Genomic DNA, 24,022 nt, shown 5'->3' with positions numbered 1-24,022 from the left:
GACATTGCAAGTATGAAAAACAAAAGATCGAACGAAATAACGATACGCAGTTCCGCTGCTGAGTATTTGACATTTATTGCGGCAACAGGTCAAAGTGGTGTTGAGGTTATATATGCGGATGAAAATGTATGGCTTACTCAAAAAATGCTTGCGACACTTTACGGTGTGGAAGTCAATACCGTGAACTATCATTTAAGGAAAATTTTTCGTGATGCCGAATTACAGGAGGAATCAGTTATTCGAAATTTTCGAATAACTGCCTCGGATGGGAAGGAATACGATACCAAGCATTATTCACTCGAAGCAATTATCGCTGTAGGAAACAAAGTTAATTCTTCACGAGCAGTCCAATTTCGCAAATGGGCGAACAAAATTATTAAGGATTATGCCGTTCAAGGCTGGGTGATGGATGTTGACCGTCTTAAAAACGGCGGTTCGATTTTGACAGAAGAATATTTTGAGAAACAGCTCGCTATTATCAGAGAAATCAGAATGAGCGAGCGGAAATTTTATCAAAAAATCACCGATATTTATTCAACGGCAATGGACTACGACAAAAACGCAAAAACTACCCGGGAATTTTTTGCTGCCGTGCAAAACAAGCTGCATTGGGCAATCCACGGTCATACGGCGGCAGAACTTATAGTAGAACGGGCAAGCCATCAAAAAGAACATATGGGGCTAAAAACATGGGAAGCCGCACCTGACGGTAAAATACAGAAGTTTGACGTTTCAGTGGCAAAGAATTATTTAGATGCTGAGGAGCTTGATGCTTTGGAGCGAATTGTTACTATGTATCTTGACTATGCAGAATTACAAGCTACAAGAAAAATCCCGATGACGATGGAGGACTGGAAAAAGCGGCTGGACGCATTTTTGCAGTTTACTCAATACGATATTCTTCATAATGCCGGAAAGGTTACGGCAGAGATTGCCAAAGCCTTTGCGGAAAGCGAGTTTGAAAAATATCGCATCATACAGGACAGGCTTTTCAAAAGTGATTTTGACGTATTTCTTGCATTGGAGCAGGAGGTGCATGACAAAAAATGAAACTTCAATTCAAACATCAGAAGTTCCAGGCGGACGCTGCCAAGGCTGTTTGTGATGTATTTGCCGGACAGCCGTATCTTACTCCGACTTATATGGTGGATAAAGGCATTGATAATGCTCCACAAATGAGTATGACCTTTGAAAAGAACTTTATCGGCTGGGGCAATCAGCGTTTAGTGCCGGAACTGAATGAAAACATTATACTGGAGAATCTTAATAAGGTTCAAAGAAGCAATCAAATTGAGCCGTCCAAACAGTTGGAAGGGCGATACAATCTGACTATTGAAATGGAAACAGGTGTAGGCAAAACTTATACTTATATTAAAACGATGTATGAGTTGAACAAGCGATATGGCTGGAGCAAGTTTATAGTCATTGTCCCCAGCGTTGCCATCCGTGAAGGCGTGTTCAAGTCCTTCCAAATCACGCAGGACCATTTTGCCGGGGATTATGGGAAAAAGATACGCTTTTTTATTTATAATTCGGCTCAACTGACAGAGATCGACAGGTTCGCAAGCGATAGTGCCATCAATGTCATGATTATCAACTCCCAGGCATTCAACGCCAAAGGCAAGGATGCGCGACGCATCTACATGAAACTGGATGAGTTCAGAAGCCGCCGTCCCATTGATATAATTGCCAAGACGAACCCTATCCTTATCATCGACGAACCGCAGTCCGTGGAAGGCAAGCAGACCAAAGAGCGTTTGAAAGAGTTTAACCCTTTCATCACGCTCCGCTACTCGGCTACGCACAAAAAGGACAACCTTTATAACATGGTTTATCGTCTGGATGCTATGGAAGCATACAACAAAAAGCTGGTCAAAAAGATTGCAGCTAAGGGCATTTCTGTCACCGGCAGTACGGCAACAGAAGGTTATCTGTATTTGGCGTGTTTATACCTGTCAGGCGACAAGGCTCCAACGGCGGCCTTGGAATTCGACGTTAAAGGGGCAACGGGAGTCCGCAAGGTCACACGCAGAATAACAGAAGGCTACAATTTGTTTGCAAACTCCGGGGAGTTGGAAGAGTATAAGAACGGGTATACGGTAAAGGCCATCGATGGGCGTGATAATTCGGTGAGCTTCATCAATGGAATAAAAATATTTGCCGGAGATGTCATTGGGGCTGTCAGCGAAGAACAGCTGCGCCGTATCCAAATCCGGGAAACTATCCTTTCGCATTTTGAGCGGGAACGCCAGCTTTTCTATAAGGGGATTAAGGTACTTTCTCTGTTTTTCATTGATGAGGTTGCAAAGTACAAACAATATGACGCTTCCGGTAATCCGATGAATGGTATTTATGGAGAAATGTTTGAGGAAGAATACCTAGCAATCATTGACTCCATGCAAAGAGAAATCGGGGATGAGGACTACATGAAGTATCTCATTTCCATTCCTGCCGCTGCCACTCATCAAGGGTATTTCTCTATCGATAAGAATAAGAAAACCGGACAAGAACGCTTCGTTGACAGCAAGCTTGAGCGCGGCTCTACCGAATCATCAGACAGCAACGCCTACGATCTCATTATGAAGAACAAGGAACGTTTGCTTGACCGCAAAGAACCTGTACGGTTCATCTTTTCTCATTCGGCGCTTCGTGAAGGCTGGGATAACCCGAATGTATTCCAAATCTGTACACTGAAACAAAGCGGCTCTGATGTGAGAAAACGTCAGGAAGTGGGACGTGGACTTCGCTTATCCGTTAACCAAAGCGGGGAGCGTATGGATACCAATTTATTGGGTGAGGACGTTCATAATATCAATGTGCTAACCGTCATTGCTAACGAAAGCTATGACAGCTTCGCAAAAGGATTGCAGACAGAACTTGCCGAAGCGGTGGCTGACAGACCTCGTATGGTCACGATTGACCTGTTTAAGAACAAGGTCATCAAAGATAAAGCCGGAGCAGAACAGGTTGTTGACATGGATATGGCACAGTTGATCTATGAGGGATTGATATCAAATGGCTACATAAAGAAAGGCATACTAACCGACAAATACTACGAGGATAAGAAAAACGGGAAGATTGAGATTGCAGAGGAAGTACAGGACTGCACAGAGTCTATTGTAGCTATTCTTGACTCTATCTATGACAGCCGTGCAATGCTGCCGGAAAACGCCCGTGACAAAAATATCGAACTGCGGATTGACAAAAAGAAACTTGAAATGGCTGCATTTAAAAAGCTGTGGGAACAAATCAACATAAGGTCTGCTTATGTGGTTGCTTTTGATACCGATGAATTGATTAAGAAATCTATCGCTGCGCTGAACAAGGACTTGCGTGTTTCAAAGATTTTTTTTAAGGTTCAGTATGGCACTTTGATTGATATTAAATCAAAAGCGGACTTGCAGAATGGAGTGGCGTTTGTTAAGGAAACGGGAGAATTGGCAGCTGCACAGCTATCATCTAACAGCAGCGTGAAATATGATCTCATTGGGAAGGTTGTCGCAGAAACTGGACTCACCCGTGCTGCCGTTGTACGTGTTTTAAAAGGGATTGAAAAATCTGTGTTTGAGCAGTTCAAAAACAATCCCGAGGAATTTATCATCAAGGCTTCCAATCTAATCAATGAACAAAAGGCAACAGTGATTATTCAGCACATCACATATGACAAGATGGATGCCGTATATGACACGTCCATCTTTACAGAACCCACGATGAAAGGTTGTCTCGGAATCAACGCTATGGCTGCAAAGAAACACCTGTATGACCATATCCTCTATGACTCTGCCAACGAAAGGGACTTTGCCGAAAATCTTGATACAAGTGAAGAAGTTGCTGTGTATGTAAAGCTGCCGAATGGCTTTTATATCACTACTCCGGTTGGCAAATATAATCCCGATTGGGCGATAGCTTTCAACGAAGGGAAAGTGAAGCATATCTATTTCGTGGCTGAAACCAAAGGGTCCATGTCTTCTATGCAGCTCAGAATGATTGAGGAAGCAAAAATCAGTTGTGCAAGAGAACACTTCAAAGCTATCAGCACAGATAATGTGAAGTATGATGTGGTTGACAGTTATGAGGCACTTATGAATAAAGTGATGCGATAATGCGGCAATATTTGACGCATATGCTTAAACCACCTCAAACACTTTACCTCTTTAAATAGTGTTGTGATAATCCTACAATTCAAATATATATTTGAATTGTAGGATTATTTTTGTATAAACGAAAACCACCTGCTTTGCAGGTGGTTCCAAAAAGCTTTAGCTATGAGTAGAAAAATCTACCTCCGTTTGATAGAATGGTGCAGGTTCGCCAACCGCACTGTAGCAAAGGAGGTAGATATCCAAATGGATACTGAAAGTCTAGCACACACCCAATGGAATTGCAAATATCACATAGTATTTGCTCCGAAATATAGAAGACGGGAGATATACGACAAAATCAAGAGCGATATCGGAAAAATATTAAGGACATTGTGTAACTACAAGAAGGTAGAAATACTTGAGGCGAACGCTTGCCCAGACCACATACACATGCTTGTATCGATACCACCAAAACTAAGTGTATCAAGCTTCATGGGATATTTGAAAGGCAAGAGTTCGTTGATGATATTCGATAGGCACGCTAACCTGAAATACAAATACGGCAACAGGCATTTTTGGTGTCGGGGGTATTATGTGGATACAGTTGGTCGGAATAAGAAGGCGATAGAACAGTATATCAAAAAACACCTATTAACGATAGTATTATATTAGTAACTTTATACAAACATATTTATTGCGGGATATGCAAATGATATTTTTTGAAAAGCAAGAATTAATTTGGAGATGATTATATGAAAAGATTTACTCCCGTGGTATTCCGGTCTCGTGGCTTTCAGTATTTACCGACGGAAATTCCAAGTTGGAACCGCATCTCAGGGAAGGTATGCTGAAGACCCTTGAAGAAGGCCAGCATACCTTCCGGTATGATACATTTGGCGATGAAGACTTTTGGGGGGGGATGTTACAACTACACCGGGCCATTTTGGGCCAGAATCTTGGCGGAGTGGGTCCGGGATCTTAAAGTAATTGCTGAACGTTTAGGTGTGGATGTGCCAACGGTTGAGAAGGTATTGGCAAGCTGGGGCCCCGGGAAATACGACGCACAGCTGCTAGAGGATGGAAAGGCTTTTCGTCCTGACGGTAAACCGGCAGCAACACTTTTTCCGCCAGCTTTCGCACTCTCGGGCATTAACCTGCATACATGGACGGGCTGGGGTTCGGTAACCTACTGGAACGCATATGTGGCAACTACCCAGATGCATGCTAAAGGGACATTTTATGATCCGCGGTTGTATAATCCCCAAAAATATCCCTTAGCCGTTAAATTTGGAGATTATAACATTAGACGCAAGCCTGATTTACTAACTTCAAAGCTAGCAGCTCTTCATGTATACCAGTTAGCTTTAGTCGCTCCCAAACCTCCGCTGAACAGCTACAATCACGTGGCAGCAAAACGCGGTGAAGTACTGTTCAATGGGAAGGCCAAGTGCGCCAGGTGTCATGTCCCACCTCTTTACAGTGAGCCTGGGTGGGCAGCGCATACACCAAAAGAAATGGGTATTGATGATTTTCAGGCACTGCGTTCTCCGACTAACAGATACAGGACGGCACCTTTGCGGGGTCTTTGGACTCATCAAAAAGGCGGGTTCTACCATGACGGGCGTTTTGCCAATCTAAGCGAAGTAATCAACCATTATAACGAGCATTTTGGGCTGAATTTAACAAATCAGGAAAAGAATGACTTGGCGGAATTTCTAAAGTCTATTTAAACATAAAACAAGAGGACGCATTCACCGTTGTGACTGCGTCCTTAGTATTTATCATTCATTTGGTTTAGTGTTTAATTTCAGGTTCAGACTGTTGGTATGCCCTGAAATAAATGCAATGGGGTTCTGCCTGACCGGCAATGTCTCGGGTTGCCGGGCCGGCGCTATTAAGTTTTTGCAGGCGGGCGTTATTCAGTTTTGGTTTTTCATCCATATTCAGTTGTCTTTTTTGTGTAATATTCAGCGGTCTTTGTTCAGTTGGAGTCTTTTTTAGCCACCATTCCTGTTCCTGGTTGGCTGCCACAAAGTATCCCATGACCATCTTGGGAATTAAAATTCCGGCAAATGTTCCGATTACAAAATCCAGTTCGGATTTAGGAATCACTATGAATAATATGGCTACAACTACCCAGAACCGCATATGGTACAGTACGAAGCCGAATACCCTGGCAAAATCCGTGGTTGTGAACCGAAACATTAAGTAAAGCAGCTTAGACAGGATCTGGTAATTGAGTACTATTAGGCTGTAACCGAATATTACTCCCAGAGCAAGGTCTGTTGTATATCCCAGATATGATATCAGGCTTGCTGCAAGGACGGGAACCAAGCTGCAAAGGGCAATTTTCCTTTGCACCTTTGAAGAACTTACATCTGCTGCCCCATATGACCTCCTCCTTTTAGATTCGGTATTTGGCTATGTGCTTTTGTTCTTCTTTTGGCTGCAGATGTCCCAGCAGCTCCGTATCTCACATCGAGGGCTCGGAGGCCTAGTGGGATATACGGGCATTTGTACCCGGGCCACCGGAACAGTTGGAACAGTGTGATACCGGTAAAGCATCTTGGGTATCTTGCATTGTCCTAATGTACTAGTACAATTATAAAATAACATATCAGGAATGGTTTGTCAACACTTCCTAAGTAAATTTTTTCAAATAATTCTTTCGGCAGCGGAATCGTGGTAATCGTCGGAAGTATACAGCGGCTTGACAATCTGGAGGAGCCTATGTTAGAATCATTTATGCACTGAGTAACAATTATATAAGCGGATGTGGCGGAATTGGCAGACGCACCAGACTTAGGATCTGGCGGGTAACACCGTGGGGGTTCAAGTCCCTTCATCCGCACCAGCGAAACTTACAGGTTTGCAGATTTGGAGATTTCCAGATGCAGGCCTTTTTTGATGCGAAACATTTAGACACACCAGATTCGATTTTTTAGTCGGCATTATTTAATTGGTCTCATTGATGAAAAAATAAAACACCTCCTTATTTGGAGGTGTCATAACATTTCATATTAATGAGACTAGGAATTACATTTATTTAGAATATTTAAGAATTTTTATTGAGTATATTCATTTATAATTGTCAAACTGCAACTCTCTCGGGCAGTTCTTCTACCTTGCTTGTAAGAGTTGCTCCAAGTGCGTCCAAAATCTTTTGTGCTTTTTCTAGTGTGATTCCATGGTATTCATTTCTTTCATCTTTTGATATTTGTGCCTCGCTGACATTCAAACGTTTAGCTAATTCACGTTGAGAAATACCAAGTGCAATACGAATCCCAATTAAGGTTCTACCAAGTCCAACCAAATTCTTAATTGCTTCGAACTCTCCTCGTTTTATACGTTCGTAATATTCAACTTCCTCTTTGAGTTGTTCATGAAAGGAAAGAGTAGGAGCCATTGCTCGCTCCATTTCCTCACTTGATAATCCCATTTCTTGAAAAAGTTCTTTTTGTTGTTTGATAAACTCCAAGTCTTGTTCAAGACGTTTTATCATTTCTTGATATTCTTTTTCATTTCTAATCATAAAAACTCTCCTTTGTTTACCTTACAAGTTTAATTACTCCTTTTGGTTCATTGGAGTATCTTGCAATTCTGAAAGCTGCTGGAAATTGAAGGTTGTTACCATGCTGATCTTTGATGCCGGAAGGTAAGCCGACATGTGGGTACAACTCGACCCGGTATTTGTGCCACATTGGTAACTGTTTTTTTGCGTATCCCCTGTAAGGCTTTCTGCTGTTGGGATTCCAAGTCCATATTTTATTAGGATCTAACTTATTAAGCTCTTGCTCCAGTCTTCCGCTTGCTAAATACATAAGATCGCATTCAAAATATCCATCAATATCGTTCGGGTGGGGCTTCATTTCTACAAATGAACCGTCTATGAAGATTTCATTTATTCCCACCTCCCATAACTGTTTAGTTAATATTTCTAATTGGCTAACCAAATGTAATCTCCAATTTACGTCCCAATTAATAAGTTGCTTATTAGGAGGGCCGACTACAAGAAGTGAACTTTTTAGTTCTTTAAAAGTCATTGAGTAATCTTCTGGGGGTAACAGACCTTTATTGTTAAATGCCAGCACTGCTTTCACCTCTATTATTCCAGTATAAACAGATTCCTATACCTATATATTAAGCTTAACTTATAGGTTAAGTCAAGTATTTTATTGAGAAAATAAAAATAAATATTATAGATGGATAAATTCTAATATAATTGATGTTGTAATCAGGGGCAACGAAGCCATATACTTTTTTTTGTTTACATTTGAAACTTTTCCTGTAGAATGTTATAATATGCCATATCTGTGCTAACAAGGAGAACAAAAGGATTATATGAAAATTCTTTCTCTGGGCTGTTATATAAAAAGAAGAAAACTGTTCCGGCTGAGAAGTTCCCTGGCCATGGCAATTCTGGCGGCATTTTTGCTGTCATTATTTTTTACTGCAGTCGCAGCCGGTCGACCGGCCCAGGCTGCAGCAGTTCAAGGGAGTCCCAAGCCGAAGGTAATAATGGTGCTCTTGAACCGGATTACACTTGAGGACTTGTTGGATAACCGTTATCAAAATATCAGTAAAGTCATCTCTCAGGGCGGGCTGGGTTTAATGACCATAAATACCGGCGGAGATTACAATGATGCCGGGGCTTATCTCTCCATCGGCAGCGGCAACAGGTTTGCCGGGACGCAGCCGGCGGGGGAAAATTATCACAGAGAAGAGGTCCTGCCTGATGGCTCCAGGGCAGTCGACGTATATGTGAGAAATACGGGGAATGACCCAGGCAGCAGTGAAATCCTGGCTATCAGTCTTCCGGCTTTACTCAAGGTCAACCAGAATAAAAACATTGCCTCGGTTCCCGGTCAATTGGGGCAAATACTGCAGCAATCCGGGCTGCAGACAGCTGTAATCGGGAACAGTGATACTGATCCCGGCGGTCCCGCCAACAGGCCTGCTGCCCTGGTTGCCATGGATGAGCTGGGGCGTGTGGATTACGGAAATGTGACCACAGAGCTGCTGGTTCGTGATCGCTATGCACCGTATGGTTGGAGAACAGATTATGACAAACTGAAAGCAGAGCTGGAAAGAGTCTGGGATGAGAGTGACTTAATTGTTGTAGAAACGGGCGATACTTTAAGGAGTAATGACAGTAACCTCCAGGAAATGAAGAGCATGATCGACACTCACCGGCATGAAGCTGTGAAAAATGCTGACCGTTTTATCGGAGAACTGCTTCCCAAAGCTGATAAAAACACCATGATAATGATTGTGACCCCGCTCCCTTACGCACAGGCCATTCGTGACGGTATTCGGCTCAGTCCCCTGGTAATTGCAGGTGGGGCGGTGGAACCGGGAAGTATATTGGTTTCACCCAGCACCAGACAGGAAGCGTTGGTGGCAAATTTTGATGTTGCCGCAACGGCAGCCAGGCATCTGGGGGTGGCAAATTCCGGCGGGATGATTGGACTGCCGATAACTGGAATTATCAGCGGGAGGCAAACGGAAACCGTGGCTCAGGTGCAGTCGAGGCTTGTGGCTAACTGGACGCAGCGCCCCGGCGTATTATATTATTTTGTCAGGTATCACTGGATAGTTTATATCCTGGCCCTTGTTCAGGTTATCACAGGATTTACGGGCTGCCGACGCCCGGCGAGATTTTTACTTACCTCGATATTGTTGTACCCATTGGCGATTTTGCTGGTTCCGCTAATTGGGGCCGCAAATAAATGGCTGACTATTTTCTTTTCTATCCTGATGCTTATTTTAATTACATATGTACTGACTCACATAAGGCACAACCTGAAGATGTTTCTTGCCTTAGCCGCTGCTTCTGTAGTGCCCTGTGTAATTGATGTGCTTACTGGGGCCAGGCTGATGAAAACGGCGGCACTGGGTTATGACCTCGTTGCCGGGGGACGTTTTTACGGAATAGGCAATGAGTACATGGGTGTTGTCATTGGCGCCTCCATTTTGGGTGCGGCTGTTTTGCTGCAGTTGTATTCCGATACCCGCAGGTGGGTCTGGCCCCTTATTGGGTTGGCCTTTGCCGGCTTGGTGGTGTTTTTTGCCGCCCCTGGGGTGGGTACTAATGCCGGGGGGGCTCTGGCTGCAGTGGTTGGTTTTGCAGTGAGCATGTACCTTTTCTCAGGCCGGAAGGTGACAATCAGGTCGGTAATTCTGCTTCTGGGCGCGGTGATAACCGGTGTTGGAATACTGGTGCTGGTGAATTACTTCATAATATCAGAGTCTTCGTCCCATATCGGCCGCGCTATTGATAATGCTTTGCAGGGGGACCTTACAGCTGTCTGGTACACGGTACAGAGAAAGCTGGTGGCTAATTTTTACCTGTTGAGAAATTCACCCTTCAATGTAATCCTTGTTCTGCAGCTTTTGCTAGGGTTGGCGATAGCTGCCAGGAAACAGGCTGCACTGGCTGCGCTTGCAGAACGTGACAGGTTTATGGTCTGCGGTATGGCAGGGATATTTTCGGGCGCTCTGGGGGCATTTGTCTTTAATGATTCCGGGGTTATTGCGGCAGCCATAATGCTGAACTATCTTGTTGTTCCACTGGTTTTGATGGTTGTCAAGGCAGAGGCCAAACCTGGTTAAAACTGGGATTATGGAAGGTATTCTATCAGGCGCTGCATTGGGGTCTATATTAATAGGTAATAGTGGGGTATAATAGATGAACAGATGGAACCTGCCCCTGAATCAGCCGGTTTCGCTAACCGAAACACGGATATCAGGGAAAGAACGAATGTTAATTTTGGCAATACTGCTTATAACACTGGCTGCGAGGTTATATTATGTATATACATCGCCTGACTTGCAGCTGTCACATGATGAAATTGGATACCATGAAATGACACTGCAGTTTCTGGACAAAGGTTTTCTGGGCTATTATTCTGATCGGCCCAGTGCATTTGTGACACCCGGTTATCCTTTGTTTTTGGCCGCAGTATATCTGGCTGCCGGTGCAGTTAATACAGATCCGCTGACTGCAGTAAGGATAATCCAGGCAATAATAAGTGTGGGTTCGGTTTTCCTGGTATACCTGATAGCCCGAAAATCCGGGGGTATCCCGGCAGGCACTCTGGCTGCCATCTTAGCGGCTGTTTACCTGCCCGCCTTCATGGCCAATAACCGGATACTTACCGAGGTACTGTATGTGTTTATGCTCCTGGGGTATGTTTATACGGTTATTAATGCCTTTGAAAAAAGCAATCTCAGATGGCATGCCCTGTCCGGGGTTCTGATGGCTCTTGCCGTACTGGTAAGGCCTTCTGTGGCGCCATTTATGGTTGTTCCTTACATCATCACCTGGTTTTACCGGCACAGATTCCGGGTTTCGACGGAGGGCCGCCGGGTGATTGTTGGTTTCTTAATCACACTGCTATCTTTTTCAGTTATCATGACTCCCTGGTGGGTCCGTAACTTGATGGTCTTTGACAAGTTTATAGTTTTTGCCACCCAGTCCGGGAACCCTCTGCTTAGGGGAACTGACCCATATGATCCTTACGACAGGGAGGGTCCTTCCATTATAGAAGGTATTCCGGAGTCGGAAATGACCCGGGTGGCTGTGGAAAGGATCAAGCTGGGTTTTAAAGAAGAACCGGGCCTGTGGCTGCAGTGGTTTACTGTAGGGAAACTCTCATACATGTGGGGGAAACCCTGGGGGTACTTATCCGGATGGGCTGTTACCATGCACTTCTGGATATTTATTGTCCTCGGGTGGCCGGCAACCCTTATCAATATTTTTGACAGGAAAATGCGCTGGCCGGCTTTGCTGATCTTGTTTACCACAGTGCTTCACTTAGTATTTATACCGATAACAAGGTACATGTATCCGATGACCCCGTTAATGGCGATAATGACAGCTACACTAATTGTCAAAATTGCTGGAAAAATACTTGACACTGATTACTTAAGTAGTTAAAATATACATTGTAACATCGACTGGATTTGTCAAAGTCTGGGTTATAAGCGGAAGTAGCTCAGTGGTAGAGCATCGCCTTGCCAAGGCGAGGGTCGCGGGTTCGAATCCCGTCTTCCGCTCCATTACATAACACTGGTTTCATCGAATTTAAATGGTCTCATCGAATTTAAGGATGGTTCCATCATGACCTCGGTAGTGATAGAGATTCACCTACCGGGGTGTTGTTTTATGAAAAATTTCTGGGGAATCCCCAGAAATCATGTTACAGGCTGCACAAATTTTGTCTGTTTTCATATAATTACAGAGATACAGGAGGAGCATAAATGAAAGTAAACATGGAAAAGATAGAGAAGAATATTGTGGCGCTGGAAATTGAAGTCGAACAGTCTAAGCTGGAAGAGGCTATGGAAAAAGCCTACAAGAAGATTGTTAAGAAGGTGTCCATTCCCGGATTCAGGAAAGGGAAAGCCCCCCGGGTGCTGGTGGAAAATCATGTTGGTAAGGATTACATCAATGAAGAAGCCCTGGACTTTATTGTTCCGGAGGCATACTTTGATGCGATTAAAGAGACCGGCATCGAACCAATTGATAAACCCAAAGTTGACATGGTGCAGTTAGAAGATGGGAAGCCCTTTATATTCAAAGCAACTGTTGAAATTAAGCCTGAGGTTGAACTGGGTCAGTACATAGGCATTGAGGTAGAACGCAAAGAAGATGAGATAACTGATGCTGAAGTGGATGCAGAGCTGGAAAGGCTCAGGAACCGTCATGCTCAATTGGTGAATATCGAAGAAGGGGCCGCCGAAGAAAAAGACACGGCTATTATCGATTTTGAGGGCTTTGTTGATGATGTGGCCTTCCAGGGCGGTACCGGTACTGATTATTCCCTTGAACTGGGCTCGGGCTCTTTTATTCCGGGATTTGAAGAGCAGTTGGTAGGAGCTAAGGTTGGCGAAGCCAGAGATGTAAACGTTAAATTTCCTGAGGACTACCACTCTTCCGAACTGGCGGGTAAGGATGCGGTATTCAAGGTTACCGTAAAAGGCATTAAGAGGAAAGAACTGGCTGACCTGGATGACGAATTTGCCAAGGATGTAAGTGAATTCGAGACCCTTGAGGAATTAAAAAATGATATTATGAATAGACTAAAAGAGGCAGCCGACAAGCAGGCAGCTGCACGTCTTAAGGATGACCTGGTTGAAAAGGTTGTGGAGAATTCATCAGTTGAGGTTCCCGACATAATGGTAGACCAGAAGGTGGACAATATGCTGCAGAGTTTTTCACAAAGGCTGGGAATGCAAGGCCTGTCACTGGAAGACTATCTAAAGCATACCAATAACGACATGGATACGGTTAGATCCGAATACCGCTCCTCAGCGGAAAAAGCCGTCAGGACAGACTTGATCCTGGAAGCTGTTGCGGTCAAGGAAAATATAGAGGTTACCGAGGAAGAGGTTGATGCCAAGGTTGCAGAAATGGCCAAAAATTATAACTCTGAGCCTGAGGTATTCAAACAGTGGCTGGAGAGCGGAGGGAATCTGGAACCGCTTAAGAAGAGTATTGTCATAGACAAAACTGTCGAATTATTAGAGGAAAAAGCTGTAGTTAAATAGAATATTATCAATAAATACCAGGCGGATTTTAAAACCGCCTTGTTTACCAATAAGAGAGTTTTGTGTATAATTGATAAAGAGGAGAAGGTGAAAATCTTGAATCTGGTTCCTATAGTAGTAGAACAGACAAACAGAGGGGAAAGGGCCTATGATATTTATTCACGCCTGTTAAAAGACCGCATAATTTTTATTGGCGGCCCCATAGATGACATGATTGCAAATCTTATAATAGCTCAGATGTTGTTTTTGGAAGCTGAAGACCCTGACAAAGACATCCATCTTTATCTTAATTCGCCAGGCGGTGTAGTTACTGCGGGTATGGCTATTTATGATACCATGCAGTACATTAAGCCTGATGTCTCGACGATTTGTCTGGGACAGGCGGCGAGTATGGGTGCATTCCTGCTGGCAGCAGGAGCAAAAGGAAAGCGTTATGCCCTGCCATATGCACGTATCATGATTCACCAGCCAATGGGCGGGGTGCAGGGGCAGGCAACTGAGATTGAGATTCATGCCAAGGAAATTCTGAGGATGAGAGAAACACTTAATAAACTGCTTGCAAATCATACCGGCCAGCCGCTGGAAAGAGTGGCCCAGGATACCGAACGGGATTTCTTCATGTCGGCACAGGAAGCTAAGGATTACGGTGTCGTTGATGAGGTGTTTACTGTTCGGAAGTAAAGGACAGAGGTGATTGTGATATGTACAAATTCAGTGATGAAAAAGGCCAGCTGAAGTGTTCGTTTTGTGGGAAACTTCAAGACCAGGTTAAAAAATTGGTTGCCGGGCCGGGTGTGTATATTTGCGACGAGTGTATAGAGCTGTGCAATGAGATTATTGAAGAAGAACTTAGTGAAGACATTGGTTTGGAGATAGGTGACCTGCCCAAACCCAAAGAGATTAAGTCAATTCTTGACCAATATGTAATCGGACAGGAATCTGCAAAAAAAACACTGTCAGTTGCAGTATATAATCATTACAAGAGAATTAATATGGGAAGCAAGATAGATGATGTTGAGCTCCAAAAGAGCAACATAGTGATGCTCGGGCCAACAGGCAGCGGAAAGACATTATTGGCCCAAACGCTGGCCAGACTGCTGAATGTTCCCTTTGCCATTGCTGACGCCACGTCACTTACTGAGGCTGGTTATGTCGGTGAGGATGTTGAAAACATTCTGTTAAAATTGATTCAGGCTGCTGACTATGATGTGGAAAAAGCAGAAAAAGGTATCGTATACATTGATGAGATTGACAAAATTGCGCGCAAGTCCGAAAACCCGTCCATTACCAGGGATGTTTCCGGGGAAGGTGTGCAGCAGGCTCTTCTGAAAATACTTGAAGGGACAGTTGCCAGTGTTCCCCCACAGGGAGGACGCAAACACCCGCATCAGGAGTTTATTCAGCTTGATACCACCAATATCCTGTTTATCTGCGGCGGCGCTTTTGACGGCATAGATAAATTAATTCAGCATCGAATCGGTAAAAAGAGTATGGGTTTTGGGGCCGAAGTTCATTCCAAAAAGGAAAAGGACCCCAGTGAATTACTTAAGCACATTCTGCCGGAGGACCTGTTAAAGTATGGTCTGATTCCAGAGTTTGTAGGACGTTTGCCGGTAATTGTTACTCTGACAGCTCTTGATGAGGGTGCCTTGGTTCAAATACTTACCCAGCCGAAAAACGCTCTTATCAAGCAGTTTCAGAAGTTCTTTGAAATGGATGGAATTAATCTTGAATTCAAGGAAGATGCTCTGCAGACCATCGCCAGTGAAGCAATGAAACGGAATACCGGGGCCAGGGGCTTGAGGGCGATAATTGAAGATATCATGCTTGAAGTTATGTATGAGCTGCCATCCCGTGATGATATCACAAGGTGTACTATTACGAGAGAAGTGGTTGACAAAAAGGAACAGCCTATTTTGCTTACCGTCGATCGTAAGAAGAAAAAAGAAGAAAGCGCTTAAAGAACTGCCATCTGGCAGTTCTTTTTTTGACAAATTCGTTTTTTAGGCATTAAACTGTAATACGGACAGGGGTAGATGCATTCCTCCGGCGGGCTACGTCTCAACCGGTTACCCAAACCCGCTGAATAGCGGCTTTGGACCGGTTGACGACAGACTCCGCCTTCCGGAATACATCTACCCCTGTAATATTGACAGTTTTTAAAGCTCAGAATTACTGACTTTGTCAACAATCTGAACTGCAGCCAGGCAGTTCTTTTACGGCAATAGTGATGCTTTCAGCAGGAATAATCACTATTGTAGTTGAATATTTAAATGTATTATGGTGAATAATGTTGGTTTGTGCGTATACATTGTAAAAAGTTGTCAGGGAGAACATCAATGAAAATAAAGCGGTTATCTGAATCACAAAAAGAAAGACTTACCGGCATAATTGTGATTTTGCTGGGTTTTGCAGTACTGGCGGGTCAGATTGCAGAAACACAATCGGGACTTTTGAGGGATGTTTCGCATGTGCTGCGCATGTACATTGACCCAATACAGTATATGATAGCAATGCTCATCCTGAATTTTATTTTAGCAATTACAGCCATCAGGAAATTTGAGTCTTATCCCAACCCGTTTCTGGATACCTTAAAGTGGTATTTTGCTATCCTGATGATCAGTGACTTTTCGGTCATGGTTCTGAGGATAATCCAAAAAAATAATCTCATTCCACTTAAGAGCGGTCTGGTTGTCGGTTTGGGGCAGACTTATATGATGCTGGCTGCTATAAGAGGGATCATTGAACTCACCTTAACGTCGACTGCAGTACTTCTGCTTATATATGGCCTCACCAGGTATACTCCGGTGGGAAGGAGCAGTTCCGGGAATATTCCTGCAAACCAAATACCTGCTGCCAAGCCCCCGGTAACGACAACCCGGATCATCCTGGGACTTATTGTATTTCACTGGCTGACAGCTATACCGGTAAACCTTTCCGGTATTATCACCAGCCGGGGCATATATGCCTGGTCACTGGGACTGAGCCAGGCGGCACAGGTTGGGATTGCGGTCTTGATTTTTTGGGTTGTCAAGGAATATCACCAGCGTTATAGGACGAGGTTCTTTGATTACCTGAATATTTACTATGGTATCAATTTGTTGTTGGCAGGCCTCATATTTACATATTCCATGGGTTCCTTTGGAATTATGCAGCGATATCCGGTCGGCGAAATTGAATTGATGGGCGGCTTCGGACAGCTTGTCTTCTACATAACGCGCCTGGCGTTTATACCGATGACTTACTTTATGTACAGAGCTATAATCGGCTATGAGGAACCACAACAACAGGCCTCCGGGAAGGCGCTGATTGGATAAAACCTCCTTAGTCAGGCAATACTATCCCTGGTACACAGGTACTGAGTTGCATACCGACCAAGGAGGGTATACCGTGAATTATTTGAGTGGTATTGGAGGCTTTCTGAGTTTTGTCCAGTTATTTTTTGCCATTGTCATCGGACTATATTTCTTAAATCTGCTGAAAGCGCAGAAGGGGAATAAGGTTGCTGTGGAACGGGAGTCTCGCAAAGAAATGGATAAACTGCAGCAGCTGCGCCAATTGAGCCTGACTGAACCTCTGGCCGAAAAGACGAGGCCGGCCAGGTTTGAAGAAATAATAGGGCAGGAGGAAGGGTTAAAAGGCCTGAGAGCAGCGCTGTGCGGACCCAATCCCCAGCATGTGCTTATATACGGACCTCCCGGTGTGGGGAAAACTGCGGCGGCACGGCTTATTCTTCAAGAAGCCAGGACTAATCCGGATTCTCCCTTTGGAGAGAAGTCCAAATTTGTGGAACTTGATGCCACAACGGCAAGATTTGACGAGCGGGGAATCGCAGACCCTCTGATTGGTTCAGTTCACGACCCCATTTACCAGGGCGCGGGGCCGCTTGGACAGGCCGGTATCCCTCAGCCTAAACCAGGCGCTGTTACCAAGGCACATGGAGGCGTTCTTTTTATTGACGAAATCGGTGAACTGCATTCTATGCAGATGAACAAGCTGCTAAAGGTGCTTGAAGACCGGAAGGTCTTCCTGGAAAGTGCCTATTACAGTTCTGAGGATACCAATATACCTACCCATATTCATGATATGTTCGGAAACGGGCTGCCGGCAGATTTTCGGCTCGTGGGGGCAACCACACGGATGCCCCAGGATATTCCCCCAGCCATCAGATCCAGATGTCTGGAGGTTTACTTCCGGCCTCTGATGCCGCTGGAAATACAGCAAATTGCCGGAAATGCCGCCCGGAAAATTGATTTCAGCCTTGAAGAGGGCGTCCTTGAGGTGCTTGAAAAATACGCCTCCAATGGCAGGGAGGCTGTGAATATGATTCAGATAGCTGCAGGCATAGCCCTGACAGAAAAACGGAGAGAAATCAAGGTTAATGATATTGAGTGGGTTGTTAATAGCGGTCAGTATTCCCCGCGGCCGGAGAAAAAAATTCCTCCGGCGCCTCAGGTTGGATTTGTTAACGGGTTGGCTGTTTACGGTCCTAACATGGGTACTCTTGTGGAAATTGAGGCTACTGTGGCTAAGACCGCCAAAGGCAAAGGCCGGCTCACGGTTACCGGGGTGGTTGACGAGGAGGAAATCGGCGGCCCCGGAAGAGTAATGAAGCGTAAGAGTATGGCGCGGGGTTCTGTGGAAAATGTCCTGACAACTCTGCGTCAGAGTTTTAAGATAGAGACCCGTGATTATGATATTCATGTTAATTTTCCGGGTGGGGTTCCCATTGATGGGCCGTCTGCCGGAATCGGGATAGCAATTGCCATCTTTTCGGCCATAAAAAATGTTCCGGTGGACAATAAGGTCGCCATGACAGGTGAATTATCTATCAGAGGTACGGTCAAGCCAATCGGGGGTGTTGTCGCCAAGGTGGAGGCAGCTAAACAGGCAGGGGTTAAGCGTGTCTTTGTTCCGCGAGAGAACTACCAATCCATGTTCAAAAATATGGAGGGTATAGAAGTTATCTGTGTAGACACCATGGAAGATGTGGTGAAACACGTGATAACACCTGATGAGGTTTTGGTCGACGGTTATTTCCAGGCAGATACGTTGAGTGCAGCGCCATTATGTTGATTTTACAAGCCCCGAAATTTGCTGGGGCTTTTAAATTAATGTCATTGGCTTGCAGGTGAACTAAAAAAAGGTATATAATAAATAATGTATCTTATTGCGGTCAAAACTGACCTGATTCGGAGGTGACCTGAAAATTGGCGGAACAGAGTAAGTCCAAAGAAACCGGTGAGGTAACGGAAGCTAGAAAAGTAAGGGCAAAAAAGCAGGAAGAGCTAACAGAAATCAAACGTCAGCTTCCTCTGCTTCCTTTACGAGGCATACTGGTTTTCCCGTATATGATTATACATCTGGATGTAGGACGGGAGAAATCAGTCAAGGCAATTGAAGAAACAATGATTCGGGACAGAATCATTTTTTTAGCGACCCAGAAAGAGGCCCAAACTGATGAACCTGCTGAAGCGGACATCTATGAAATTGGAACTGTGGCCGAAATAAAGCAGCTGCTGAAGCTGCCGGGAGGAACCATAAGGGTTCTGGTGGAAGGACTGTCAAGGGCTAAAATTGAAAATTATGTTGATCATGAACCTTATTTTAAGGTGGAGGTTACCGAATACCCTGAAACCGGGAACGTCACGGCAGAGATTGAGGCTTTGATGCGGAGCCTGGTAAACCAGTTTGAGCACTATGTCAAGATGAGCAAGAGGATCCCTCCGGAAACGGTAGTAACAGTTGTTAACCTGGAAGAACCGGGGAGGCTTGCCGACATCATCGCATCACATCTGGCCCTGAAAATCGAAGACAAGCAGCGGGTTTTGGAGGCTGTGGACATTGCCGTGAGGCTAGAGATTCTTTGTGAAATTGTCACAAAAGAGCTTGAGATTTTGGAACTGGAACGGAAAATCAACCTCAGGGTCAGGAAACAGATGGAGAAGACTCAGAAAGAATATTACCTGAGGGAACAGCTAAAGGCCATTCAAAAAGAGCTTGGTGAAAAAGATGAAAAAGTGGCTGAAAGTGAAGAATACCGGGATAAAATAGCCAAGGCCAAGCTGCCGAAGGAAGTTGAGGAAAAAGCCCTCAAAGAAGTAGAGCGTCTGGAGAAAATGCCTCCGATGGCCGCAGAATCCGGTGTTATCAGGACTTACCTTGACTGGCTTCTGGTGCTGCCTTGGAATAAGAAAACCAAAGACAGCCTTGATATTAACAAGGCTGAAGTTATTCTCAACGAAGATCACTATGGATTGGATAAAGTTAAAGACAGAATCCTGGAGTATCTTGCCATCAGGAAACTGGCCAAAAAGATGAAAGGGCCCATCCTATGTTTCGTGGGACCGCCCGGGGTAGGTAAAACTTCTCTGGCCAAATCTATTGCCCGGGCCCTGGAACGTAAATTTGTCCGCATGTCCCTGGGGGGTGTTCGCGACGAAGCGGAAATCAGGGGGCATCGCCGCACTTATGTGGGTGCATTGCCTGGCAGGATTATTCAGGGTATCAGGCAGGCGGGGTCTAATAATCCTGTATTTCTGCTGGATGAAATAGACAAGATGAGTATGGATTTTAGAGGTGATCCATCGGCTGCCCTGCTGGAGGTCCTTGATCCTGAGCAGAACAACACCTTCAGTGACCATTATATAGAGGCATCATTTGATCTATCGAATGTAATGTTTATCACGACTGCCAACACCATGCATCCGATTCCGCGTCCTCTGCTGGACCGGATGGAGGTTATTTATCTTTCAGGTTACACTGAGGAAGAGAAGGTTCATATTGCTTCCAGATACCTGATTCCCAAACAGCTCAAGGAACACGGGCTGAAAAACAAAATGCTCTCGATTTCCGAAAACACAGTTCGCAAGATCATCAGGGAATATACCAGGGAAGCCGGAGTACGTAACCTGGAACGCACTATAGCAACTATATGCAGGAAAGCGGCCCGGGATATTGTCCAGGGTAAAACGAAAAGCATTAAGGCAACTATCCAGAACCTCAACCAGTTCCTGGGGATATCGCGTTTCAGGTATGGTGTGGCCGAAAAAGAGGATGAGGTAGGTATAGCTACAGGCCTGGCCTGGACAGAAACCGGCGGCGATGTACTGGCCATAGAGGTAACCGCCCTGAAGGGGACCGGTAAGCTAACTCTTACGGGGAAACTCGGTGATGTCATGAAAGAATCGGCACAGGCCGGTTTCAGTTATATCCGTTCCAAGGCAGAAGAACTGGGAATCCCTCAGGAGTTTTATGAAAAATACGATATTCACATCCATGTTCCTGAAGGGGCCATACCCAAAGATGGGCCTTCAGCCGGGATTACCATGGCCACGGCCATTGCTTCGGCGCTGACCAATAGAAAGACAGTCAGTGATATAGCCATGACCGGTGAAATTACGCTGCGCGGGCGGGTACTCCCTATCGGCGGGATTAAGGAAAAGGTACTGGCAGCCCACCGGGCAGGGGTTAAGACTGTTATCCTGCCTGCAGAAAACCGTAAGGACCTTGAAGAGATTCCACACAAGGTTAAAAACAAGCTGGAATTTGTCCTGGTGGATCATATGGATCAGGTTTTGGCACGGGCCCTGAGGAAGGTTTAGGATGCGCATAGTTTCTGCCGAATATGTAATCAGCGCTGTTGGGCCTAAACAGTACCCGGAGGGCGGACAGCCCGAAATAGCCTTTGCCGGACGGTCAAATGTGGGTAAATCATCCCTGATCAACAGGCTGGTTAACCGGAAGGCGCTGGCCAGGACCAGCGGCAGTCCCGGTAAGACCAGGCTCCTGAATTTCTATCACATAAATGACAGTTTTTATTTTGTGGACCTGCCGGGTTATGGGTTTGCTAAAGTCTCCAGGGTGGAAAAGGCTGCGTGGGGTAAAATGATTGAGGAATATCTCCTCAACAGGGACAACCTCAGGGTAGTTATTCAATTGATTGATATCAGGCATGCCCCCAGCAGGGAGGATGTCCAGATGTACGAATGGCTGAAACATTTCGGCATTCCCACAATCCTGGTAACCACAAAAGCAGATAAAATAGCGCGGGGAAATTGGCCGAAGCACATCCGTGTGATTAAGGAAACCCTTATACCGTATCCCGCTACGCCGGTAATTGCCTTTTCTGCAGAAACCGGCCAGGGCAAGGATGAGTTGTGGAAATTAATCGGTGAAAAAATGATCTGAACAAGGGAGACATTTTACCTTAGATTGAGAGAGTGGCAGATATGTTCCGGAAGGATGAGTCTGACGCCGACCGGCCCACGAGCGCTTTGCGCGAGTGGCTAGCCGGTCGAGTTGTTACCATCCTGGAGGAATGTATCTGCCACTCTCCTGTTTTATAGTACAGCAGAATAGCTCTCTTTAAGCGTGCGAGTTCATATTGCCTGTGAATTTTGGGTATTCCTCCGGCGGTCCCCCCAATCCGTTACCGAACCCCGACCTTTCAGAAAGGCCGGGGCTTCGACGGATCGGGGGGACCCCCAGACGTCTCAACCGGTCCAAACCCGCTGAAAGCGGCTTTGGACCGGTTGACGACAGACACCGCCTTCAGGAATACATCTACCCCTATCTTAATAATATCTTTAAGGCTCGAAAACATGCAGCTAATTTTAAAATGTATAGGCTCCGGAAATGACTGTGGCATATGGTGAGGTGTTGTACAAGATTTTCCTGGCACTGCCGCCGTTACGAGTCTTGTTGCCGGAGGGGTGGCAGCTTAGACTCGCAGGCGGCAGTGCGGAAAATCGGTGCAACGCGTCACCATATGGCCTCTTTTTCAGGGCATTAAACCGCCATCTTCTGCATATTTTAATGTATGCGGAAAGAGGTGGTGTGATGGCTAATATCGGGACACTGTTGATGGGGCTGGGAATAATTCTGGTGAGTGCTGAGCTTTTTACCAATGGGATAGAATGGCTGGGACGCCGAATGAAGCTTTCAGAAGGGGCTGTAGGCAGTATACTGGCAGCAGTAGGCACAGCGCTCCCTGAAACACTGGTTCCGGTGATTGCTATCGGAATGGGAGCCAGTCAGGCAGCGACAGAAATAGGTGTTGGCGCTATTCTGGGGGCCCCTTTTATGCTGGGAACCCTGGCCCTCTTTGTGACCGGAACTGCGGCTCTGATTCTGGCTCTTCTTGGCAGGAGAAGGGCCACTATGATGATTGACAACAGAGTGATGAAACGGGACCTGAAATTCTTTTTAATTATTTATTCAACTGCCATACTTGCGGCCTTGTTAAGTAATCATTCCTATAAACTGATTCTGGCAGCCGGGCTGGTAGCCGCATATGGTGTATACGCCTATAAGACCATTACAAGTGGGGAATGCGTGGCCGGTGAAGAATTGAAGCCTTTGCTGCTGAATCGGACATCGGTTGTGCCCCGATTCCGCTTTATCCTGCTGCAGGTACTATTAGCTGTCGGCGGAATTATAGGAGGAGCAGAATTATTTGTGCACGCAATGGAAAAACTGGCAGTTGTAATGGATATAGCTCCTTTTATTCTTTCAGTTGTCATAACTCCTATAGCCACAGAACTGCCCGAAAAGTTTAACAGTATAATCTGGGTCAGCAGGGGAAAAGATACCCTGGCTCTGGGGAATATAACAGGGGCTATGGTTTTTCAGAGCTCCATTATTCCGGCAATCGGGATTGTAATGACACCATGGGTGCTAAATACTGCCGCATTCACCTGTGCCTTAGTAGCCCTGTCATCTGCGGCGATGATTTATGTGTTCCTGTCTCTTAAGGGTTACCTGAGGGCATATACTCTTTTATCAGGAGGGGTGTTCTACAGCCTGTTTCTGTTCCTTATCATAGGACATAAAATTTAGGATGGGGGTAAGTTTGTGAACCTGAGGTCATTTCTGGAGGCCCTGAGCGCTGGGGGGAAAACGGTGTTTATCGGCACTATCCTGGGGCTTGCAGCTCTTATTGTTTATGTTGCCTTGGCAGGGTCAGAGGTGGTTTACCTGTGGCCCTGGCTGATTACAGTGGCATTGATAAGTATTTTTCTCGGCGGTCTGAGCGGGGGGATGGCAGGCGGTACCCTCGGCTGGCTTCACGGAGCGGTTGTAGCTGCATTTTACCTGGCTGTCATCACGGTCCTGAAGGCAGTTATGTTTCCAACTGCTGAGTTTGGAGCGTCTGCTCTGGTTTTATCGGCGGGAATATTATTTGCCGGGGCATTTGGAGGAGTGACTGGAATTAATCTAAGGCCTCTGAGGAGGCGAAGGATCAGAAGAAGATATCTCCGGGGCTGATAATTTCAGCCCCGGATTGTTTGTTCGTCCGGCATGTGCACCGTGTGGGAGGAAACAGACCTTGGAAGCCCTCAGGGGGGAGTCATTTCTCCATTAATTTCCAATATTTACCTAGATGA

The 24,022-nt window shown here is 45.4% G+C and carries 18 protein-coding genes and 2 tRNA genes; 17 read left to right on the top strand and 3 right to left on the bottom strand.

Translation table 11 applies throughout. From position 1 onward, the window contains the following. Positions 1 to 12: 12 nt before the first annotated feature. The 4 genes from Ga0451573_RS06705 (at position 13) to Ga0451573_RS06690 (ending at position 5,812) form a co-directional block, all read left to right on the top strand. A complete protein-coding gene (locus Ga0451573_RS06705; RefSeq protein ID WP_231683121.1) occupies positions 13 to 1,050 on the top strand; it encodes a virulence RhuM family protein in 1,038 nt (345 codons plus the stop codon). Continuing rightward, positions 1,047 to 4,103 carry a type III restriction-modification system endonuclease gene (locus Ga0451573_RS06700; RefSeq protein WP_231683120.1) on the top strand — a complete coding sequence of 1,019 codons (3,057 nt, stop codon included), beginning with the start codon at positions 1,047 to 1,049 and terminating at the stop codon, positions 4,101 to 4,103. Before Ga0451573_RS06705 ends, Ga0451573_RS06700 begins: the two co-directional genes overlap by 4 nt. Before the next feature lie 243 nt (positions 4,104 to 4,346). Next, the gene (gene tnpA, locus Ga0451573_RS06695) at positions 4,347 to 4,754 is read left to right on the top strand and encodes an IS200/IS605 family transposase (protein WP_231683119.1); all 408 of its coding nucleotides are present in this window, start codon (positions 4,347 to 4,349) and stop codon (positions 4,752 to 4,754) included. A 185-nt stretch (positions 4,755 to 4,939) separates the two neighbouring features. Continuing rightward, the gene (locus tag Ga0451573_RS06690; RefSeq protein WP_231683118.1) at positions 4,940 to 5,812 is read left to right on the top strand and encodes a hypothetical protein; all 873 of its coding nucleotides are present in this window, start codon (positions 4,940 to 4,942) and stop codon (positions 5,810 to 5,812) included. A 64-nt stretch (positions 5,813 to 5,876) separates the two neighbouring features. Here the strand turns inward: Ga0451573_RS06690 and Ga0451573_RS06685 are convergent, their stop codons facing one another. After that, on the bottom strand, positions 5,877 to 6,443 hold the full coding sequence (locus Ga0451573_RS06685; RefSeq protein ID WP_231683117.1) for an ATP synthase subunit I: 567 nt from the start codon (positions 6,441 to 6,443) through the stop codon (positions 5,877 to 5,879). A gap of 408 nt (positions 6,444 to 6,851) precedes the next feature. Between Ga0451573_RS06685 and Ga0451573_RS06680 the strand changes: the two genes are divergently transcribed. Next, positions 6,852 to 6,936: transfer RNA gene (locus Ga0451573_RS06680), tRNA-Leu, on the top strand. A 237-nt stretch (positions 6,937 to 7,173) separates the two neighbouring features. On the opposite strand, the gene Ga0451573_RS06675 is transcribed toward Ga0451573_RS06680, so the two are convergent. Then, the gene (locus Ga0451573_RS06675; protein WP_231683116.1) at positions 7,174 to 7,614 is read right to left on the bottom strand and encodes a helix-turn-helix domain-containing protein; all 441 of its coding nucleotides are present in this window, start codon (positions 7,612 to 7,614) and stop codon (positions 7,174 to 7,176) included. Between the two features lie 16 nt (positions 7,615 to 7,630). After that, positions 7,631 to 8,182 (bottom strand): DUF6932 family protein, encoded by a 552-nt coding sequence (locus tag Ga0451573_RS06670; protein ID WP_231683115.1) that lies wholly within the window; start codon positions 8,180 to 8,182, stop codon positions 7,631 to 7,633. Between the two features lie 241 nt (positions 8,183 to 8,423). On the opposite strand from Ga0451573_RS06670, the gene Ga0451573_RS06665 reads away from it, so the two are divergent. The 12 genes from Ga0451573_RS06665 (at position 8,424) to Ga0451573_RS06610 (ending at position 23,903) form a co-directional block, all read left to right on the top strand. Next, entirely contained in the window at positions 8,424 to 10,694 is a 2,271-nt protein-coding gene (locus Ga0451573_RS06665; RefSeq protein WP_231683114.1) for a hypothetical protein, read from the top strand. 76 nt (positions 10,695 to 10,770) lie between these two features. Next, positions 10,771 to 12,021 carry an ArnT family glycosyltransferase gene (locus tag Ga0451573_RS06660; protein ID WP_231683113.1) on the top strand — a complete coding sequence of 417 codons (1,251 nt, stop codon included), beginning with the start codon at positions 10,771 to 10,773 and terminating at the stop codon, positions 12,019 to 12,021. Between the two features lie 47 nt (positions 12,022 to 12,068). After that, positions 12,069 to 12,143, top strand: a tRNA-Gly gene (locus Ga0451573_RS06655). A gap of 201 nt (positions 12,144 to 12,344) precedes the next feature. Then, a complete protein-coding gene (gene tig, locus Ga0451573_RS06650; protein ID WP_231683112.1) occupies positions 12,345 to 13,634 on the top strand; it encodes a trigger factor in 1,290 nt (429 codons plus the stop codon). Between the two features lie 93 nt (positions 13,635 to 13,727). Continuing rightward, positions 13,728 to 14,315, top strand: a complete 588-nt coding sequence (clpP, locus tag Ga0451573_RS06645; protein WP_331459393.1) for an ATP-dependent Clp endopeptidase proteolytic subunit ClpP — start codon at positions 13,728 to 13,730, stop codon at positions 14,313 to 14,315. A gap of 20 nt (positions 14,316 to 14,335) precedes the next feature. Further along, on the top strand, positions 14,336 to 15,595 hold the full coding sequence (clpX, locus tag Ga0451573_RS06640; RefSeq protein ID WP_231683111.1) for an ATP-dependent Clp protease ATP-binding subunit ClpX: 1,260 nt from the start codon (positions 14,336 to 14,338) through the stop codon (positions 15,593 to 15,595). A 378-nt stretch (positions 15,596 to 15,973) separates the two neighbouring features. Then, positions 15,974 to 16,951: a hypothetical protein gene (locus Ga0451573_RS06635; RefSeq protein WP_231683110.1), complete on the top strand. Its 978-nt coding sequence runs from the start codon at positions 15,974 to 15,976 to the stop codon at positions 16,949 to 16,951. A 73-nt stretch (positions 16,952 to 17,024) separates the two neighbouring features. Further along, positions 17,025 to 18,710 (top strand): ATP-dependent protease LonB, encoded by a 1,686-nt coding sequence (gene lonB, locus Ga0451573_RS06630; protein WP_231683109.1) that lies wholly within the window; start codon positions 17,025 to 17,027, stop codon positions 18,708 to 18,710. 221 nt (positions 18,711 to 18,931) lie between these two features. Continuing rightward, positions 18,932 to 21,238 (top strand): endopeptidase La, encoded by a 2,307-nt coding sequence (lon, locus tag Ga0451573_RS06625; protein WP_231683267.1) that lies wholly within the window; start codon positions 18,932 to 18,934, stop codon positions 21,236 to 21,238. A 1-nt stretch (position 21,239) separates the two neighbouring features. After that, positions 21,240 to 21,824, top strand: coding sequence for a ribosome biogenesis GTP-binding protein YihA/YsxC (gene yihA, locus Ga0451573_RS06620; protein WP_231683108.1), 585 nt, complete (start codon positions 21,240 to 21,242; stop codon positions 21,822 to 21,824). A 651-nt stretch (positions 21,825 to 22,475) separates the two neighbouring features. Continuing rightward, positions 22,476 to 23,474: a sodium:calcium antiporter gene (locus Ga0451573_RS06615; RefSeq protein WP_231683107.1), complete on the top strand. Its 999-nt coding sequence runs from the start codon at positions 22,476 to 22,478 to the stop codon at positions 23,472 to 23,474. Between the two features lie 15 nt (positions 23,475 to 23,489). Continuing rightward, complete coding sequence (locus Ga0451573_RS06610) at positions 23,490 to 23,903, top strand: TIGR04086 family membrane protein (RefSeq protein ID WP_231683106.1); 414 nt, start codon at positions 23,490 to 23,492, stop codon at positions 23,901 to 23,903. Positions 23,904 to 24,022: the final 119 nt, after the last annotated feature.

This window comes from Phosphitispora fastidiosa (assembly GCF_019008365.1).
Lineage (GTDB): Bacteria > Bacillota > Thermincolia > Thermincolales > UBA2595 > Phosphitispora > Phosphitispora fastidiosa.
The sequence above is the reverse complement of the archived record's forward strand: the minus strand, read 5'-3'. Positions and strand labels throughout refer to the sequence as shown.

Coding starts and splice junctions, on each gene's coding strand:
- yihA (WP_231683108.1), top strand. CDS start 21,240: ATGCGCATAGTTTCTGCCGAATATGTAATCAGCGCTGTTGGGCCTAAA.
- Ga0451573_RS06635 (WP_231683110.1), top strand. CDS start 15,974: ATGAAAATAAAGCGGTTATCTGAATCACAAAAAGAAAGACTTACCGGC.
- Ga0451573_RS06675 (WP_231683116.1), bottom strand. CDS start 7,614: ATGATTAGAAATGAAAAAGAATATCAAGAAATGATAAAACGTCTTGAA.
- Ga0451573_RS06615 (WP_231683107.1), top strand. CDS start 22,476: ATGGCTAATATCGGGACACTGTTGATGGGGCTGGGAATAATTCTGGTG.
- Ga0451573_RS06660 (WP_231683113.1), top strand. CDS start 10,771: ATGAACAGATGGAACCTGCCCCTGAATCAGCCGGTTTCGCTAACCGAA.
- clpX (WP_231683111.1), top strand. CDS start 14,336: ATGTACAAATTCAGTGATGAAAAAGGCCAGCTGAAGTGTTCGTTTTGT.
- Ga0451573_RS06665 (WP_231683114.1), top strand. CDS start 8,424: ATGAAAATTCTTTCTCTGGGCTGTTATATAAAAAGAAGAAAACTGTTC.
- Ga0451573_RS06705 (WP_231683121.1), top strand. CDS start 13: ATGAAAAACAAAAGATCGAACGAAATAACGATACGCAGTTCCGCTGCT.
- tig (WP_231683112.1), top strand. CDS start 12,345: ATGAAAGTAAACATGGAAAAGATAGAGAAGAATATTGTGGCGCTGGAA.
- Ga0451573_RS06700 (WP_231683120.1), top strand. CDS start 1,047: ATGAAACTTCAATTCAAACATCAGAAGTTCCAGGCGGACGCTGCCAAG.
- tnpA (WP_231683119.1), top strand. CDS start 4,347: ATGGATACTGAAAGTCTAGCACACACCCAATGGAATTGCAAATATCAC.